This window comes from Pseudomonas sp. NS1(2017) (genome assembly GCF_002269425.1).
GTDB lineage: Bacteria > Pseudomonadota > Gammaproteobacteria > Pseudomonadales > Pseudomonadaceae > Aquipseudomonas > Aquipseudomonas reactans.
On sequence record NZ_CP022960.1, the window covers coordinates 4313770 to 4331482 of the forward strand.

17 protein-coding genes are annotated in these 17713 nt (G+C 62.4%); 4 read left to right on the forward strand and 13 right to left on the reverse strand.

What is annotated here, in order from left to right:
- Positions 1 to 34: 34 nt before the first annotated feature.
- The 10 genes from CI807_RS20330 to CI807_RS20375 all read right to left on the reverse strand — a co-directional run bounded on the left by CI807_RS20330 (position 35) and on the right by CI807_RS20375 (position 11816).
- Positions 35 to 1012 (reverse strand): D-glycerate dehydrogenase, encoded by a 978-nt coding sequence (locus CI807_RS20330; RefSeq protein WP_095015934.1) that lies wholly within the window; start codon positions 1010 to 1012, stop codon positions 35 to 37.
- Positions 1009 to 2301, reverse strand: a complete 1293-nt coding sequence (locus tag CI807_RS20335) for an MFS transporter (RefSeq protein ID WP_016979394.1) — start codon at positions 2299 to 2301, stop codon at positions 1009 to 1011. The genes CI807_RS20330 and CI807_RS20335 overlap by 4 nt, the downstream gene beginning before the upstream one ends.
- Positions 2302 to 2349: 48 nt before the next feature.
- A complete protein-coding gene (locus tag CI807_RS20340) occupies positions 2350 to 3291 on the reverse strand; it encodes a sugar kinase (protein WP_095015935.1) in 942 nt (313 codons plus the stop codon).
- The gene (locus CI807_RS20345; protein WP_095015936.1) at positions 3284 to 4066 is read right to left on the reverse strand and encodes a sugar phosphate isomerase/epimerase; all 783 of its coding nucleotides are present in this window, start codon (positions 4064 to 4066) and stop codon (positions 3284 to 3286) included. Before CI807_RS20345 ends, CI807_RS20340 begins: the two co-directional genes overlap by 8 nt.
- A gap of 112 nt (positions 4067 to 4178) precedes the next feature.
- Positions 4179 to 5231, reverse strand: coding sequence for a LacI family DNA-binding transcriptional regulator (locus CI807_RS20350; protein WP_095015937.1), 1053 nt, complete (start codon positions 5229 to 5231; stop codon positions 4179 to 4181).
- 102 nt (positions 5232 to 5333) lie between these two features.
- The gene (locus CI807_RS20355) at positions 5334 to 5921 is read right to left on the reverse strand and encodes a LysE family translocator (protein ID WP_095015938.1); all 588 of its coding nucleotides are present in this window, start codon (positions 5919 to 5921) and stop codon (positions 5334 to 5336) included.
- A gap of 54 nt (positions 5922 to 5975) precedes the next feature.
- Positions 5976 to 6815 carry an AraC family transcriptional regulator gene (locus CI807_RS20360; RefSeq protein WP_095015939.1) on the reverse strand — a complete coding sequence of 280 codons (840 nt, stop codon included), beginning with the start codon at positions 6813 to 6815 and terminating at the stop codon, positions 5976 to 5978.
- Positions 6816 to 6888: 73 nt separating this feature from the next.
- A complete protein-coding gene (locus CI807_RS20365; protein ID WP_095015940.1) occupies positions 6889 to 7530 on the reverse strand; it encodes a DUF1345 domain-containing protein in 642 nt (213 codons plus the stop codon).
- Positions 7531 to 7568: 38 nt separating this feature from the next.
- On the reverse strand, positions 7569 to 10667 hold the full coding sequence (locus tag CI807_RS20370; protein WP_095015941.1) for an efflux RND transporter permease subunit: 3099 nt from the start codon (positions 10665 to 10667) through the stop codon (positions 7569 to 7571).
- Positions 10668 to 10673: 6 nt separating this feature from the next.
- Positions 10674 to 11816: an efflux RND transporter periplasmic adaptor subunit gene (locus CI807_RS20375; RefSeq protein ID WP_095015942.1), complete on the reverse strand. Its 1143-nt coding sequence runs from the start codon at positions 11814 to 11816 to the stop codon at positions 10674 to 10676.
- A gap of 171 nt (positions 11817 to 11987) precedes the next feature.
- Between CI807_RS20375 and CI807_RS20380 the strand changes: the two genes are divergently transcribed.
- Positions 11988 to 12689, forward strand: a complete 702-nt coding sequence (locus CI807_RS20380) for a response regulator transcription factor (RefSeq protein WP_010210801.1) — start codon at positions 11988 to 11990, stop codon at positions 12687 to 12689.
- Between the two features lie 3 nt (positions 12690 to 12692).
- The gene (locus CI807_RS20385; protein WP_095015943.1) at positions 12693 to 13994 is read left to right on the forward strand and encodes an ATP-binding protein; all 1302 of its coding nucleotides are present in this window, start codon (positions 12693 to 12695) and stop codon (positions 13992 to 13994) included.
- Here the strand turns inward: CI807_RS20385 and CI807_RS20390 are convergent, their stop codons facing one another.
- The 3 genes from CI807_RS20390 to CI807_RS20400 form a co-directional block, all read right to left on the reverse strand.
- Positions 13995 to 14663: an anti-sigma factor domain-containing protein gene (locus tag CI807_RS20390; protein ID WP_095015944.1), complete on the reverse strand. Its 669-nt coding sequence runs from the start codon at positions 14661 to 14663 to the stop codon at positions 13995 to 13997.
- Positions 14660 to 15175, reverse strand: a complete 516-nt coding sequence (locus CI807_RS20395; RefSeq protein ID WP_095015945.1) for a sigma-70 family RNA polymerase sigma factor — start codon at positions 15173 to 15175, stop codon at positions 14660 to 14662. Before CI807_RS20395 ends, CI807_RS20390 begins: the two co-directional genes overlap by 4 nt.
- A gap of 171 nt (positions 15176 to 15346) precedes the next feature.
- On the reverse strand, positions 15347 to 15868 hold the full coding sequence (locus tag CI807_RS20400) for a DUF3455 domain-containing protein (protein WP_095015946.1): 522 nt from the start codon (positions 15866 to 15868) through the stop codon (positions 15347 to 15349).
- Positions 15869 to 16006: 138 nt separating this feature from the next.
- On the opposite strand from CI807_RS20400, the gene CI807_RS20405 reads away from it, so the two are divergent.
- Entirely contained in the window at positions 16007 to 16777 is a 771-nt protein-coding gene (locus tag CI807_RS20405) for a class I SAM-dependent methyltransferase (RefSeq protein ID WP_095015947.1), read from the forward strand.
- Between the two features lie 91 nt (positions 16778 to 16868).
- Entirely contained in the window at positions 16869 to 17654 is a 786-nt protein-coding gene (locus tag CI807_RS20410) for a sulfite exporter TauE/SafE family protein (protein ID WP_095015948.1), read from the forward strand.
- Positions 17655 to 17713 lie beyond the last annotated feature (59 nt).

Genomic DNA, 17713 nt, shown 5'->3' on the forward strand with positions numbered 1-17713 from the left:
GGACGCCATCGCCGGCAAGCCGGCTCCTACAGGGTCAGCGGTTCCAGGCGTTGGCGTTGACCAGGTTCTTCGGCCGCTCACCGGCCAACGCCTGTAACAGATTATCCACCGCACACTTGGCCATGGCCTCCCGCGTCTCATGGGTGGCCGAGCCGATATGCGGCGTGGCCACCACATTGTTCAAGCGCAACAACGGCGAGCCGTGATCCAGCGGCTCCTTCTCAAACACATCCAACCCCGCCGCCCGAATGGTGCGCTGTTGCAGCGCCTCCACCAGAGCCGCTTCATCCACCACTTTGCCTCGCGAAATGTTGATGAAGATCGTCTCCGGGCCCATCAGCGCAAATTGCTCTGCGCCAATCAACTTCTCGGTTTCGGCGGTAAGTGGCAGGGTCAGGCAGACAAAATCGGCCTGTTGCAGCAAGTCGTTCAGGCTGCGGTATTGCGCACCGAAACGCGCCTCCACCGCCGGCTTGGGCGAATGGCTGTGGTAGATCACCGGCATACCAAAACCAAAATGCCCACGCTGGGCCAAGGCTTCACCGATGCGGCCCATGCCGATGATGCCCAGGGTCTTGCCATGCACATCACTGCCGAAATGCGCCGGGCCGATGTTTTTGTTCCATTGACCGGCGCGCACCATGTCGGCCAGCTCGACCACTCGCCGGGCGGTGGCGAGGATCAGCGCAAAACCGGTGTCGGCGGTGGTTTCGGTGAGCACGTCGGGGGTGTTGCTGAGCAGGATGCCGCGCGCGGTCAGGTAGTCGATGTCGTAGTTGTCGACGCCGACCGAAACGCTGGCCACGGCCTCCAGCTGCGGCGCCAGGTCGAGCAGTTTGGCGTCCAGACGCAGGCTGGCGCCCAGCAGGCCGTGGGCGCCGGGCAGGGCGTCGCACAGCTTGGCCAGGCCGGTGTCATCCAGCGCTTCGATCAGCGTTACCTCGGCCTGTTCATGCAGGCGGGCCATCAGCGGCGCGGAGAGTTTTTTGTACAACACGACAGACTTTTTCATGCGGTCTTTACCTTCAATTCCAGGTTGGGCGCCGGCGTGCGGTCACTCGCGCCGGGCTTGAGAAAAATCGTCAGTACCACCGACAGCAGCAACGCGCCGCTCATCAGCAGGTACGAAGCGCCGGGCGAACCGGTGCTGCTATTGAGATAGCCCACCAGGTACGAACCGCCGAATGAACCCAGGGCCCCCATGCTGTTGATCAGCGCCATGGCGCCCCCGGCGACATTGGCCGGCAGGATCTCCGGGACAATCGCGAAAAACGGGCCGTAGGGCGCGTACATGCAGGCCCCGGCAATCACCAGCAAGGTGTAGGACCACCAGAAGTGTTCGGCGCCGAGCACGTAGGACGCGTAGAAAGCAATCGAGGCAATCAGCAGCGGCGGCCACACGAAACGCTTGCGCTTTTGCAGCTTGTCCGAGCCCCAGGACACCACCAGCATGCCAATCACCGCCGCCAAATAAGGCAGCGCCGACAACCAGCCGGCCTCGACCATGTCCATCTGCAAACCTTGCTTGAGGATCGACGGCAGCCACAGCACAAAGCCGTACACGCCAATGCTCCAGCAGAAGAATTGCAGGGCCAGGATGATCACCTTGGGCGAGCGGAACGCCTCGGCGTAGTTCTTCACCGCCTTGATCCCCACCTGCTCGGCGGCCAGCGCGGTTTCCAGGTCCTGTTTCTCAGAGTCGCTCAGCCACTTGGCATCCTTTGGACGCTCATCGGCCAGCTTCCACCAGATAAACGCCCACAGCACCGCAGGCAGGCCTTCGATGATAAACATCCAGCGCCAGCTGAAATGCTGCACCAGATAGCCCGACACTACGGACATCCACAGCATGGTCACCGGGTTGCCGAGGATCAGGAAGGTATTGGCGCGCGAGCGTTCGGCACGGGTGAACCAGTGGCACAGGTACACCAGCATCGCCGGCATCACGGCGGCTTCGACCACGCCGAGCATGAAGCGAATCACGATCAGCATGTAGGCGTTGGACACCACGCCGGTGAGGGTGGCCAGGCCGCCCCACAGGATCAGGCTGACGAAGATCAGCTTCTTGACGCTGCGCTTTTGCGCGTAGATCGCCCCCGGCACCTGGAAGAAAAAGTAGCCAAGGAAAAACAGTGCGCCCAGCAATGACGACATGCCGGGGGTGATCATCAGGTCCTCGGCCATCCCGGAGGCGGCGGCGAAGCCGTAGTTGGCGCGGTCCAGGTAGGCCAGGCTGTAGGTGATAAAAACGATGGGCATGATGTACCACCAACGGCGGGTGGCGAGTTTCACGGTGTCCATGGGGCTGCTCCTGAGCTTGTTGTAGTTGTGGCAACAGGTCGTAATGGGTCAAGCGACGGATCGAATCGGTAACTCTGAACGGGCGGGCAGGCCTTCCATATCGCCACGGCTTTGCACGGCGCGACTGCCGATCCAGTTGCCGCGCTGTACTGCCTCGGGGAAGCTGAGGTTTTCCAGCAGGGCGCTGATCATGCCCACGGCAAAACCGTCGCCGGCGCCGACCGTATCCACGACTTTTTCCACCCGCACGGCGGCGACAAAGCCCTGGTCCATCTGGGTGCGGTAGTAGGCGCCATCCGGGCCGAGCTTGATTGCCACGGCTTCGGCGCCCTGGTCGAGGTAGAACGCGGCGATGTCGGCCGGGTCATCGAAACCGGTGAGCAGGCGACCTTCGCCCAGGCCCGGCAAGACCCAGTCGGCCAAGCTCGCGAGCGCGTTGATTTCACGGATCATCGTCTGTTGGTTTGTCCACAAAGACGGGCGCAGGTTAGGGTCGAACGACACGCTGCGCCCGGCCTTGCGCATCTGTGTCATCAACTCGACGGACAACTCGCGCGTCGCCTCGGACAATGCGGGCGGAATGCCGGTGGCATGCAGATGGCGGGCTTGCAGCAGGGCAGGGCTGATGGCGGCGATAGACAACTGACTGGCCGCCGACCCCTTGCGGAAGTACTCCACCTGGGGATCATCGCCCGCTTCTTCACGAGACTTGAATTGAAAACCGGTGGGGTGTGCCGGATCAATCGCCACATGCCGGCAATCCAGGCCCTCCTGGGTCAAGGTGTCGACCACAAAGCGCCCGAGCGAATCATTGCCTACGCGGCTCAGCCAGGCGACGTTGAAACCCAGGCGCGACAGGCCGATGGCGACATTGCTGTCGGCACCCGCGATCCGTTTATGGAACTGAGCCACCTGGGCCAGATCACCCGTTTGCTCGGCGACAAACATTGCCATGGTTTCACCAAACGAGAGGATATCGATCTCAGACATGAGCATGCTCCGCACGAGGTTGGCCCAGCAGGGTGAGGGTGGCGACCTGCTGCGCAGTGACCGCGACCAGGTCATCGCCTTGCAGCGGGAACTCCACGGCCCGGCTAATACCTGGAGTCATGTGCTTGAGCAGTTGTTCCCACAGATGCAGGTCGGTGGCGCCAGGCGGCAGGGCGACCAGCTTGCCGTCGGCACGCCGCGCCACCGCCTTGCAGTGCAGGTAATCCACATGCCGGCCCAGCAGACGCGCAGCGGTGAGGGCGGATTGGTCTTGCCACTGCCAGTTGCCGATGTCGAAGGTCATCTTTACCGGCAGGCCCAGGCGTTCCACTTCGGTGAAAAAGCGCTGCAGGGGTTCGATGCGGCCGCCGTGAAGGGTCTGGTCGTTCTCTACCAGCAACTGAACCGAGTGACGGTTGAGCAGGGCGTGCAGGCTTTCCAGGTCATTGGTGTCGGTGAAGTAGCCGAGGGAGACTTTCAGCCAGCGTGAGCCAAACGCCTGCGCGCGATCCAGGGTGGCGGCGAGTTCGGCATTCGCTTGGGCGCGGCCGGCGACCCACAGTTCCAGGGGCGATGAGAACACCGACTCCAGGTCCTGTTGCGCCGCGGCCTGGGCCAGTTCGGTGGGCTGTTCGTCGGTTAAAAGTTCTTCGCGCCATTCGATGCGCTGCGCACCGGCGGCGGCGAGGACCTCGACGAAACTAAGCTGGCCCTGCTGGCGTACCAAGTCGGCACCGTAGCTGGAAAGGCTGATGGAGACGGGGTATTTATGCATTGTTGTTTACCTCTGAAACCGGTTTCATTTTTTTTGAAAAAAACACTTTCCTGTAGGAGCGAGCTTGCTCGCGAAAAACCTGAGAGCGCCGCGTTAAATCAGGATCGCTGCGTTATCGTTGGTGTTTTTCGCGAGCAAGCTCGCTCCTACAAGGGGTTGTGGAGCCTCGGATGATCAGTTGGGGCAGGAAGTCCAGGGTGCGTGTCGGTTCGGTATCGCCGCGCAGGCGCTTGAGCAGGCAGTCGAATGCGCTGGCGCCGATGGCTTCGGTGGGCTGGGCGAGGGCGGTGATGCCCGTGCCTACCAGCGGATACCACTCCAGGTCATCCAGGGCGATCAGGCCGATGTCATCAAACAGGTTGCAACCCAGGTTTTTCAGTGCGCGGGCACAGGCCAACGCCGCGACACCGTTGGCGCAGAACAGCGCCTTGGGGCCAGGTTTCGCGAGAAAGGTCTGCAAGTGTTTTTGCAGGGTTTCATCCAACTCCAACACAGCGCCGGTCAATGCCGGGCGGCTAGCGATTTCAGCCTTGAAACTGTTCAGGCGCTCCAAGCGCGAACTGGTGCCATCGGTGGCTTCACTCACCATCAGCACATCGCGATAACCCTGCTGCTCCAGGTGCTCCACCGCCATGCGCACGGCTGCAGGGTTATCCAACCCCACCAGGTCGCTGTGCAGCGGCTCGACCTTGCGGTCCACCAGCACCAGGGGCATTTCCCGTTGCAGTTCCAGCAGTTGGTCGAGGTGATGGCCGAGGGTGTTCACGATCAACCCTTCGATGTTGTACGAACGCAGGGCCGCCAGGTGCTGGCGCTCTTGCTCGTCATCGCGGTCGGTGTTGCACACCACCAGGCTGTAGCCGTGCTGGCGACAGGCGGTTTCGACGCCGTGCATCACGGCAATGGAATAGGGGTTGCGGATATCGGCCACCAGCATGCCGATCAGTCGCGTGCGGCCACGCTTGAGGCCACGGGCCATCTGGTTGGGGCGGTAGCCGAGTTGTTCGATGGCTTGCTCGATGCGCAAGGCAATGGCATCGGAGAGCAGGGCGCGGTCGTCGCCGATAAAACGCGACACGCTGGCCTTGGACACACCGGCGCGCTCGGCCACATCAAGCATGGTCACACGGTTGCGCTGGGCGGCAGAAAAGTTGTTCACGGTCATCGACCTTCTGTTTTTATTGGAATGACTGAAACCGGTTTCAGGAAACCATCAAATGAGGAAAGTCGTCAAGCAGTTGTAGGACAAAGTCAGATGGCCGGTGCGTCAAATCACCACACTCAGCCAGGTCGCCACCAGCAGCAACAGTGCCATGCCCCGGTTGAAGCGCTGCATCGCCCTCGCCGAACGAAGCAGCCGTGCCGACCCTACGCCCAGCAGCGCCCACGTGCCCAGGCAGGGCAGTGATATCAGGAAAAATACCAGGGACAGCTGTACCACGTGGCTCTGGCGCTCAGCACCGTTGCCGGCAAATACGCTGACCACCGCCAGGGCCATCATCCAGGTTTTCGGGTTGATCAACTGCAGGCCGGCAGCACCGATCAGGCCAAGGGGCTTTTCGCTGGCTTGCACGTCGATGGCTTGTGCGGGCGCGCTGAAGATTTGCCAGGCCAGGCAACTCAACCAGGCGATGCCGATCCATTGCATGGCCATTTGCACCTTGGGCACATGCACCAACGACTGGCCAAACCCGCTGCCCACCACCAACACCAGGCCCGCAGCACCTGCGCAGGCACCGAGAATGATCGGCAAGGCTGCCTTGAAGCCGTGGCGTGCGCTGTTACTCAGCACCAGGATGTTGGTGGGGCCGGGGGTGATCGACGCCACAAAGGCGAACAACATAAACGGCAACATGACGGCAGACTCCAATAAACCAATCGATGGAGTCGATCTTCACAAGCCCGGTTGCTACCTGTCTGGAAGATTTGAGCAGCGCTTGCGGTACGCGGCGGGCGTGAGGCCGTAGGCGCGCACGAACCAACGCCCCAAGTGGCTCTGGTCGGCAAAGCCCAGGGCAATCGCGACGTCCGCCGGTTGTTCGCCCCTGGTCAGCAAATGACGGGCGCGGGCCAGACGCAGTTGTACCAGATAGGCGTGAGGGGGCAGGCCAAACGCGCTCTTGAACGCACGGGTCAGGCGGAAGCGGTCGACGCCACACGCGAGCGCCAGTTCGTCCATGCCCACATCAATGTGCAAGTGGGCATGCAGGTATTCCCGTGCCTTGTGCGCCACCAAGGGCAATCGCGGGTCGTCGCGGTAGCGAGTGCGCCAATAGAGTTGGCCGGTGAGGCGCTCCAGCAATTGGTCCATGGCGCGCTGGCGCACGATGCGCAGTTCGCCGCTGTGCAAGGTCTGGAAGGCTTGGCTGGTGGCCAGGGCCAGGCGTGAGTCGTTGGTCAGGGTGCTGGCGAAACTCAACTGGCTGTCCAGCGGCGCTTCTTCGAACACGGCGCTGACTTCCCGCGCCAACCACTGCGGGTCGAGGTAGAGCATGTGGTAGGTGAAGCCGTCTGCGGTGGGCGCGTCGCCGTCGTGCAGCTCGCCGGGCTCCACCAGAAACACCTGGCCCGGCACGCTGTTGTGGCGAGTGCGGCGACAGTTGAATTGCTGCACGCCTTGTTCGGTGACGCCGATCAGGTAGCTGTCGTGCCAGTGAGGGTCGTAGGCGTGGCCTTCAAAATGCGCGCGCAGGGTCTCGATGCCGGTATCGGCGTCCTGGGACAGGTCGATCCAATTGTGCGCGGCCATAAAACACCGAGGCGGAATAAGTGAGGCTATTAGCGCCCAGCGTGTGTTGGGCGTCTAGAAGGTTTGTGCAGCGTCAACCAAACAGCCCGGCGGCGATATTGATCGAGAACCCCAGAATCGCGGTGTTGAACAGAAACCCGATCAACGATTGCCCCAGCACCACCTTGCGCATGCCACGGGTGGCGACGCCCACGTCGGAGGTCTGCACCGCCACGCCAATGGTGAAGGAAAAGTACAGGAAGTCCCAGTAATTGGGGGTGGTCAGGCCCTCGGCAAAGCGCAACGCCGGCTCCTTGCCGTCCCAGGTGTAATACAGGCGCGCGTAATGCACGCTGAAGATCACTCCGATCAGCAACCACGATCCGATCACTGTCAGCCCGGTGAAACCGTAGTGCAGCAGACGTTCCGAGGTGGCCAGGTCTTTGCTGCCCACCAGTTCGAAGGTGATGGTCGCCAAACTGGCAATGGCCGCGATGCACACCGTGAACAGCACCAGGCCGGCGTTTTCGTCTTCGACCTCGGCGATGCGTTTGACGTCCTCGGCCTTGGCGCGGCGGGTCAGCCACAGCATCAGCACCAGATAGGTCCAGACGCCGGCGTTCCATCCGATGAGGATTTTGCTGACGACGGTGTCGGCCGGCACCAGGATGCCCACGGCAACCCCGAACACGGCGGCGGCGGAGAGGCGAGGGTGGGTACGGGCTAGAAACGACATAGGTGCTCACAACGCAGGCGGTTGTGAGCACCATAGCATCACCCGGTCTTGTGGCGCTTGCGCACTAGCTTCATGACTACCACAAAGAACACCGGCACAAACACCACCGCCAGCGTCGCCGTGATCATCCCGCCAATCACCCCCGTACCAATCGCCTGCTGGCTGGCCGAGCTGGCACCGGTGGCAATCGCCAACGGCACCACGCCGAGGATGAACGCCAGGGACGTCATGATGATCGGCCGCAGGCGCAAGCGCGCGGCTTTCAAGGTGGCGGTGACCAGGTCTTCACCTTGGTCATACAGGTCCTTGGCGAACTCGATGATCAGGATCGCGTTCTTCGCCGACAGGCCGATGATGGTGATCAGGCCGACCTTGAAGAACACATCGTTGGGCATGCCACGTAAGCCCACCGCGAGGACCGCGCCGAGTACACCGAGCGGCACCACCAGCAACACCGAGGTCGGGATCGACCAGCTTTCATACAGCGCCGCCAGGCACAGGAACACAATCAGCAGCGACAAGCCCAGCAGCAACGGCGCCTGGGAACCGGACAAGCGTTCCTGCAGCGACAAGCCGGTCCATTCCTGGCCCAAACCTGCCGGCAACTGGCTGACCAGGCGCTGGATCTCGTCCATTGCCTCACCAGTGCTGTGTCCCGGTGCCGCTTCGCCGGAAATTGCGATGGCCGGGTAGCCGTTATAGCGCGTCAGCTGGGTCGGGCCCTGGGTCCATTTGGCTTCGACAAAGGACGACAGCGGCACCATCTTGCCGGCGTTGTTGCGCACGTTGATTTTCATCAGGTCCGCGACCTGGCTGCGCTGGTCGCCTTCGGCCTGCACCACCACCCGCTGCATGCGGCCTTGGTTGGGGAAGTCGTTGATATAGGCCGAGCCGATGGCCGAGGACAGCACGTTGCCCACGTCCGCAAAGGACACACCCAGCGCGTTGGCCTGCTTGCGGTCCACTTCCAGTTGCACTTGCGGTGCTTCGGCCAGGGCGCTTTCGCGCACGTTGGCCAGGATCGGGCTTTTCTCAGCGGCGGCCAGCAGCTCGGTACGTGCCGCCATCAGTGCGGCATGGCCCACGCCACCCCGGTCTTGCAGGCGGAACTCGAAGCCGCTGGACGTGCCCAGGCCGTCTACCGGCGGCGGCAGGATCGCGTAGGCAACCGCGTCCTTGAGCTCGCTGAAGGCCATGTTGGCGCGGTCGGCAATCGACGAGGCCGAATCATCGCTGCTGCGCTCGGACCAATCCTTGAGCGTGGTAAACGCCAGCGCGGCGTTCTGCCCCGAACCGGAGAAGCTGAAGCCCATGATCATGGTGGTGTCACCCACCCCAGGTTCCTCGGCGTTATGTGCTTCGATCTGCTCGGCCACGTGCACCGTGCGGTTCTTGCTCGCACCCGGTGGCAACTGGATGTCGGTGATGGTGTAGCCCTGGTCTTCCACCGGCAGGAAGGAGGAGGGCAGGCGGCTGAACATCCAGCCCAGGCCCACCAGCAGTACCAGGTAGATCAGCAGGTAACGGCCGCTGCGCTTGAGGGCATACGCCACCCAGCCTTCATAACGGTCGGTGAGGTTTTCAAAGCGCTGGTTGAACCAGCCGAAGAAGCCGCCCTTGGCATGGTGCTCACCCTTGGCGATCGGCTTGAGCAAGGTGGCGCACAGGGCCGGGGTCAAGGTCAGGGCGAGGAACGCCGAGAACAGGATCGAGGTGGCCATCGACAACGAGAACTGCTGGTAGATCACGCCCACGGAACCTGCCATGAACGCCATCGGCAGGAACACCGCCACCAGCACCAGGGTGATGCCGATGATGGCCCCGGTGATCTGGCCCATGGCCTTTTTCGTCGCCTCCTTGGGCGACAGTCCTTCGGTGGCCATGATGCGTTCGACGTTCTCCACCACCACAATGGCGTCGTCCACCAGGATGCCGATGGCCAGCACCATGCCGAACATAGTCAATACGTTGATCGAGAAGCCCAGCAACAGCATGGTGGCGAAGGTGCCCATCAGGGCAATTGGCACCACCAGGGTCGGGATCAAGGTGTAGCGCACGTTCTGCAGGAACAGGAACATCACCGCAAACACCAGCGCCATCGCTTCGAGCAGGGTGTAGACCACCTTGGTGATCGAGACCTTGACGAACGGCGAGGTGTCGTACGGGATCTTGTATTCCACGTTGGCCGGGAAGTAGCGCGACAACTCGTCCATCTTTGCTCGCACCAACGTCGCGGTGCTCAGCGCATTGGCGCCGGGCGACAACTGCACGCTGACGGCGGTGGACGGCTTGCCGTTCAGGCGAGTGGAGAACTGGTATTCCTGGCTGCCGACCTCCACCCGCGCCACATCGCCGATGCGCACGGTCGAGCCGTCGGGGTTGGCCTTGAGCACGATGTCGGCAAATTCGGCTGGCGTTGAAAGCTGGCCCTTGACCAGGATCGCGGCGGTGATTTCCTGGGTGTTGGTGCCCGGCAAATCACCGATGCTGCCCGCCGAGACCTGGGCGTTCTGCGCGCTGATCGCGGCGTTCACGTCGGCCGGCGTCAGGTTGAAGCCGATCAATTTCTGCGGGTCGATCCAGATGCGCATGGCGCGCTCGGCGCCATACAGCTGGGCCTTGCCCACACCGTCGAGGCGCTTGAGTTCGTTCATCACGTTGCGCGCCAGGTAATCACTCAGCGCCACGTCATCGAGCTTGCCGTCGTTGGACGTGAGGGTCACCAGCAGCAGGAAGCCGGCGGAGACTTTTTCCACCTGCAAGCCTTGCTGGGTCACCGCTTGCGGCAGGCGCGGCTCGACCGCTTTGAGGCGGTTCTGCACGTCCACCTGGGCCATTTCCGGGTTGGTGCCGGGCTGGAAGGTGGCGGTGATGGTGGCCGAACCGAGGCTGCTCTGGGACTCGAAATACAGCAGGTGATCGGCGCCGTTGAGCTCCTGCTCGATCAGGCTCACCACGCTTTCATCCAGGGTCTGCGCCGACGCACCGGGGTACACCGCGTAGATCTCGACTTTCGGCGGCGCCACGTTGGGGTACTGCGCCACCGGCAGTTGCGGGATTGCCAGCAGACCGGCCAGCAGGATAAACAGGGCGACCACCCAGGCGAAGATCGGGCGGTCAATAAAGAACTGCGGCATGGCGGGTTATTCCTTTACGAGCGGGCTGTCGTCCACTTCAACTTTTTCACCGGGGCGCGCGTGTTGCAGGCCTTCGACGATGATGCGGTCACCGGGCTTGAGGCCGCTGCTGACGATCCAGCGGTCATTGATCACCGCCCCCAGTTCCACCGGCTGCTGGCTCACGGTCTGCTCGGCGTCCAGCAACAACACCATCGGGATACCCGCGCTGTCACGGGTGATCGCGCGTTGCGGCACACTGATGCCTTGTTTGTCGACAGCCTGTTCCAGGCGCACACGCACGAAGCTGCCGGGCAGCAAGTCGAGGTCCGGGTTGGGGAACTCGCTGCGCAGGATGATCTGCCCGGTGCCCGGGTCGACGCTGATCTCGGCGAACAGCAACTTGCCCGGCAATGGGTAAAGGCTGCCGTCGTCCTCGATCAACGTGGCCTTGGCCTGGTCCTGGCCGACCTGCTTCAAGCTGCCGGCACGGAAGGCGCGGCGCAGGTCATTCAGCTCGCGGGTGGACTGGGTCAAGTCGGCGTGGATCGGGTCCAGTTGCTGGATAAGCGCCAGCGGCGTGGCCTCGTTCTGGCCGACCAAGGCGCCTTCGGTGACCAGTGCGCGACCAATGCGCCCGGAAATCGGCGCAGTCACGGTGGCGTAGCCCAGGTTCAAACGGGCGCGTTCGACAGCGGCCTTGTTGGCGGCGACTTCGGCGTTGGTCTGGCGCACGGCGGCGCGGGCGTTATCGTAGTCCTGGCCGCTGATGGCATTGCCTTCCACCAGTTGGCTGTAGCGCTGTTCCTGCAGGCGCGCCTTGAAGGCATCGGCCTCGGCTTTGCTCAGGTTGGCCTGGGCGCTGTCGAGGTCGGCCTTGAATGGCGCGGGGTCGATGCGAAACAGCACGTCGCCCTGTTTCACGTCATGGCCTTCCTTGAACACCCGTTGCATCACCACGCCGGCGACGCGGGCACGCACTTCGGCAATGCGCGGCGCGGCAATGCGCCCGCTCAATTCGCTGGTAATGGCCAGGGGCTTTGCTTCAAGGGTTTCGACGCGCACTTTGACCAGGGGCATTTCCGGCGCTTCGGCGGCGGAGTCGCCACATGCGCTCAGGGCCAGGGTGAGGGCCAGCAGGCAAAATGGCGCAAACAGATTCTTCGACATGCTCTTATCCCAATATTGACTGGCGCATCCTAAAGTCACCTGCGCCGTGGTGCTGTGAAGCTGTGTAGCTCGTCTGTGAAGAAATGTAAGGTGCGGCGCGCGGGGCGCCGGGGGCGTATATCCTTGCACAATCCTGCACCACACCAACAAACCGCATTATTTGGAAACACCATGCCCAACATCCTCTTGGTGGAAGACGACGCCGCACTCTCCGAGCTGATTGCCAGCTACCTGGAGCGCAATGGCTACCACGTCAGCGTGCTCAGCCGTGGCGACCACGTCCGTGAACGCGCGCGCTTGAACCCGCCGGACCTGGTGATCCTCGACCTGATGCTGCCGGGCCTCGACGGCCTGCAGGTGTGCCGCCTGCTTCGCGCCGACTCGGCCGGGCTGCCGATCCTGATGCTCACCGCCCGCGATGACAGCCACGATCAGGTGCTGGGCCTGGAAATGGGCGCCGACGACTACGTGACCAAACCGTGCGAGCCACGGGTGTTGCTGGCGCGGGTGCGCACGTTGTTGCGGCGCAGCAGCCTGTCCGAACCCCAGGTGGCCAATGACCAGATCATCATGGGCAATCTGTGCATCGACCTGTCGGAGCGCACGGTGACCTGGCGCGAGCAGCCGGTGGAGTTGTCCAGCGGCGAATACAACCTGCTGGTGGTGCTGGCGCGGCATGCGGGAGAGGTGCTGAGTCGCGACCAGATCCTGCAGCGCCTGCGCGGTATCGAGTTCAACGGCACCGACCGTTCGGTGGACGTGGCCATCTCCAAGCTGCGCCGCAAGTTCGACGACAATGCCGGTGAAGCGCGCAAGATCAAGACCGTGTGGGGCAAGGGCTACCTGTTCAGTCGTTCCGAGTGGGAATGCTGAGCCATGTTCCGAGTACTGCTGCGCCTCTACCTGATCACCATCGTCACCTACAGCCTGGCGATCTACCTGATTCCCTCGCTAGTGATCCAGCTGTTCGAACACCGCTACATGAACTACAACATCGAACAGACCCGCGGCCAGCAGAAGCTGATCGTCAAGCAATACCTGCGGGCGCCGGTGGAGCGCTGGTCACAGGTGACCGAGCAACTGGGCCGCGACTTTGCACCGCTGAAAGTGCAATTGCTGCTGCGCCAGGACGCCAGCTACACCCCGGCGGAAGAGCAACTGCTGGAGCAGGGCAAGTCGGTCGTGCGCCTGGGGGAGTGGGGCTGGATGACCGAAATCAGCTCGCCGATCAACGAGCAGTTCACGGTCAAGCTGACCATACCGCCCGATCCACTGGACATGAACGTGCTGTATTGGGCGATCAATGTGTTAATCGTCGCCGCGCTGCTGGCCTGCCTCCTGGTCTGGCTGCGCCCCCACTGGCGTGACCTGGAACGCCTGAAAAGTACCGCAGCCCAATTGGGCCGGGGCAATCTGAGCGAGCGCACGCACATCCCACCCAGCTCCAACATCGGCAGCCTGGCCACGGTGTTCGACACGATGGCCGATGACATCGAACACCTGCTCAATCAGCAACGTGACCTGCTCAATGCGGTGTCCCATGAACTGCGCACGCCACTCACGCGCCTGGATTTCGGCCTGGCCCTGGCATTGTCCGAAGACTTGCCCGAAGCCAGTCGCGAACGCCTGCAAAGCCTGGTGGCGCATATCCGCGAGCTGGATGAGCTGGTGCTGGAGTTGCTGTCCTACAGCCGCCTGCAAAACCCGGCGCAGTTGCCGGAGCGGGTCGAGGTGGTGCTTGATGAGTTCATCGACAGCGTGCTTGGCAGCGTCGATGACGAACTGGAAAACCCCGAAATTGTCATCGACGTGGCGCTCGACTGCACCGTGGAGCGCTTCAGCCTCGACCCACGCCTCACCGCCCGCGCGTTGCAGAACCTGCTGCGCAACGCCACGCGTTACTGCGACAAGCGCATCCAGGTCGGTGTGAAGGTGTGCGCCAAGGGCTGTGAAATCTGGGTGGACGACGACGGTATCGGCATCCCTGTGGACCAGCGCGAGCGCATCTTCGAGCCGTTCTACCGCCTGGACCGCAGCCGCGACCGCGCCACCGGCGGTTTCGGCCTGGGCCTGGCCATCAGCCGACGCGCCCTGGAAGCCCAGGGCGGCACGTTGACGGCATTGGCTTCGCCGCTGGGCGGCGCGCGGTTTCGCGTGTGGTTGCCCACCGTCGCCTGATCAGAGCACCTTGACCGCGCGGCCGATCGCCTGGATCGGCCCAGTGGGTTTGCCGGTCGGCGAGCCACGCGGGTCTTCCAGGGTCAGTTCGAACAGTTGGTTCTGCGTGAGCGGCGGCAGCTTGTCCAGCGGTACCGACAGCGTCTGGCCCGGCTTGACCAGGCCCAGGGATACCGGCCCTTGCCAGCCGTCGCCTTTGGTCCAGAACTGCAGGGCCTTATCGGACGGCACTTCCATCACGCCCAACGGGATCAGTTGAATCTGCTGGTCATTACTGGCCTGGATCACCCAACCCGGTGCCTGGCTTTGCGGCGCCACCAGCACTACCACGAAGCTTGGGTCGGCAGTGGGCGGGCGGGTCAGCAACAGCGCGGCCAGCACCAGCGTGGTCAAAAGCCCTGCACCGGCCAGGCCGCGCCACACGGCCAGCAGGTCCCACCAGTGCGTGCGGGCACTGGCGATGTTACGTTCGATACGCCGCCACAGCTCAGAGGAGGGCGGTACGGGTTCCGCCAAGGCGGTCAGTGGCAACAAGCGTTGCTCCCAGGCGTCCACCGCAGCGCGTAACTCGGCATCGTGCTTGAGGCGTTGTTCGACGTCGGCGCGTTGTTCGCCGGGCAGGGTGCCCAGCACGTATTCGCTGGCCAGTTCGTCCAGTGGGTTGCTCATGCCATGCACTCCCGCAGCGCGGCGAGGCTACGTTTGATCCAGGCCTTGACGGTCCCCAGCGGGGTGTCGAGTTTCTGGGCGATTTCGCTGTGGGAAAAACCGTCGACATAGGCATGCAGGATGCACGTGCGACGGGCCGGGTCGAGTTGCTCCAGGCAGGTGTGGATCTGTCCCGAGCGTGCGCTGAATTCAAAGGTTTCGGTTGCGGCGACTTGCTCGTGTTCGTCGTCCAAAGGCACTTCGCGGTAATGGTTACGCACCACGTTGAGCGCCAGGTGCCGGGTCACGCTGAACACCCAGCCACGGGCAGACCCGCGACTGGGGTCAAAACTGCCGGCGCCGCGCCAGATCTTGATAAACGCATCATGCACGATGTCTTCGGCCAGGGATTTGTCCCTGGCGATGCGCATCGCCACGCCGAGCAGATGGCTGCTTTCCTGCTCATAGAGCTGGCGCAAGGCGCGTTGATCGCCACGGGCGCAGGCCTGCAGACAGGCTTCGTAATCAAACACGTATCACCATCCCCTCAATTGCTGAACCCCTGTAGGAGCGTGCTTGCTCGCGAAAAACGTTAACGAAAACGTGGGCATTCAGGCTGTCCGTGGCGCTCTCAGGTTCTTCGCGAGCAAGCTCGCTCCTACAAGGTATGTAGGCAGTTTCGGGGGCAGCGTAGCTCAGTTTGCTCAGTTGGCCGCCCAGAAGATGTAATCCGCCTGGTACTTCACCACTTCCTGCTTGCCTTTGTTGGCGGCGGTGCACTCGCTGCTCGGCGCCACGCCGCCTTTGAGGGCCACGCGCTGGATGTAGCTCACGCCGCTCATCGCGCCCTTGCCTTCGGCGGGGTTGGCCTTGACCAGTTGATACGGCAGGTTGCCCGCACCGGATGGCGCCACGGCCAGTTGGGTGCCGGTGACCTTCGAACCGTCCTTGGCCTGCCAGGTGGCTGGCGGGCCGAAGTAGGTGCCGACTTGCTTGCCGCTGCGGTCATTCAACACGGCCTTGGGCCCGACGAAGGTCCACTCGGTCTGGCCGGCGGCGTTCGCCTTGTCGCGGCATTCGTAGGTGATTTCGCCGACGCCGGTGGTTTCCATCGCCACCTTATGGCCGTCCGGCACCTTGATGCTGTCCGGCAAGCCGGTCTGGGCGAAAGCTGCGGGGGTGGCAGCGAGCAGGGCGGTGAGGCAGAACAGTGCTTTAGCGTTCATGGGTACTTCTCCATTTCAGTCAAACAGCGGGGGTTCTGAAAGGACTACCCAGGGCCTGCGCGATTGGATGCAGCGATTAGAAAATAAAGATGAGAGGGCGCACACTGTGCCCCCGCTTTACCCGAGGAGAGATTGGCAATGACTGGTGTTCACACGTCTGCTCAACAAGGTTTCTCGACCCAGGCGGTCACCTACGCCCAAGGCCGGCCGGATTATCCAAGGCAGCTCACCGGCTGGCTCGCCGACACACTGCATATCGACGCGCAGTCCAGCGTGATCGACCTGGGCGCCGGCACGGGCAAATTCACCCGCTTGCTCAGTACTCTGGCGCCGACGTTAATTGCCGTTGAGCCGGTGGCGGCGATGGGCGCGCAGTTGACCAAGCTGCTGCCGGATGTACGCCTGGTCAATGGCACGGCGCAATCCATCCCACTGCCGGCCGCCAGCGCTGACGCGGTGGTCTGTGCCCAGGCGTTCCACTGGTTTTCGACCGAGGCCGCGCTGGCGGAAATCCATCGCGTGCTCAAGCCTGACGGCCGACTGGGCCTGGTGTGGAATGTGCGGGATGAGTCAGTGGATTGGGTCGCCGCCATCACTGACATCATTACCCCATACGAGGGTGATACGCCGCGGTTTCACACGGGGCGTTGGCGTGAAGCCTTCACGGGCGAGTATTTTTCCGAGCCCGAAATGACCTGTTTCCCCTACAGTCATGTGGGCAGCCCTCAGGAGGTGATCATGGATCGCTTTCTCTCCGTGAGCTTTATTGCTGCGCTGCCGGAGGCGTCCAAGGCCGTTGTGACCGCGCAACTACAGGCGCTGATCGACACGCATCCGGCACTTAAGGGGCGCGATACTGTGGCATTTCCGTATCAGACCCAGGCGTACGTCTGCCATCGACTGAGTTAAAAGGCATAAAGTCAGATCATATTGATATAAGTCGTTATAAGAAAAATCGCTATCCTGCGGCCAGAAATTTATAAGGCCGCAGGTAGCTGGAATGGATGTGGGTAATTTTGGTTTTGTGGTGGCGGGCCTGATTGTTGGTTTTATCGTGGGCATGACCGGTGTGGGCGGGGGCTCGTTGATGACGCCGATCCTGTTGTGGTTTGGCATCAATCCGGCTACCGCCGTGGGCACTGACCTGTTGTATGCCGCCATCACCAAGTCGGGTGGGGTGTTGGTGCACAGCAAGAACAAGAATATCGATTGGACCATTACTGGCTGGCTGACCCTGGGCAGCGTGCCTGCGGTGCTGTTGACCTTGTGGTTCCTGGCCAGCCTGCATACTGATCCCAGTGTGATGAATGCGGTGATCAAGCAGGCGCTTGGGGTGGTGTTGCTGTTGACGGCCCTGGCGATTCTGTTCAAGAAGAGCCTGTTGGCGTTTGCCCAGCGGCATGCGGGTGACAGCTATCACATGAGCCCGCGGAATTTGAATGTGTTGACGGTGGTGACGGGGGCGATCCTCGGCACCATGGTGGCGCTGACGTCCATCGGTGCGGGGGCGCTGGGGACGGTGGCGTTGTTTATTTTGTATCCGTTTCTGGCGACGCGGCGGTTGGTGGGGACTGAAATTGCGCATGCTGTGCCGTTGACGTTGGTGGCGGGGTTGGGGCATGCCAGCATGGGGAATATGGATTGGCATTTGTTGGGGTTTTTGTTGATGGGGTCGTTGCCGGGGATCTATGTGGGTAGCCATATGACGGGCAAACTGCCCGATGGCGTGTTGCGGCCTTGCTTGGCGGTTATGTTGATGGCCATTGGTTATAAGTTGGCGTTTTGATTTTTTGGGCATATCCGTTATTTGGGTGATGGCGGGTATTGGTTCCGCCCTTACGGCGG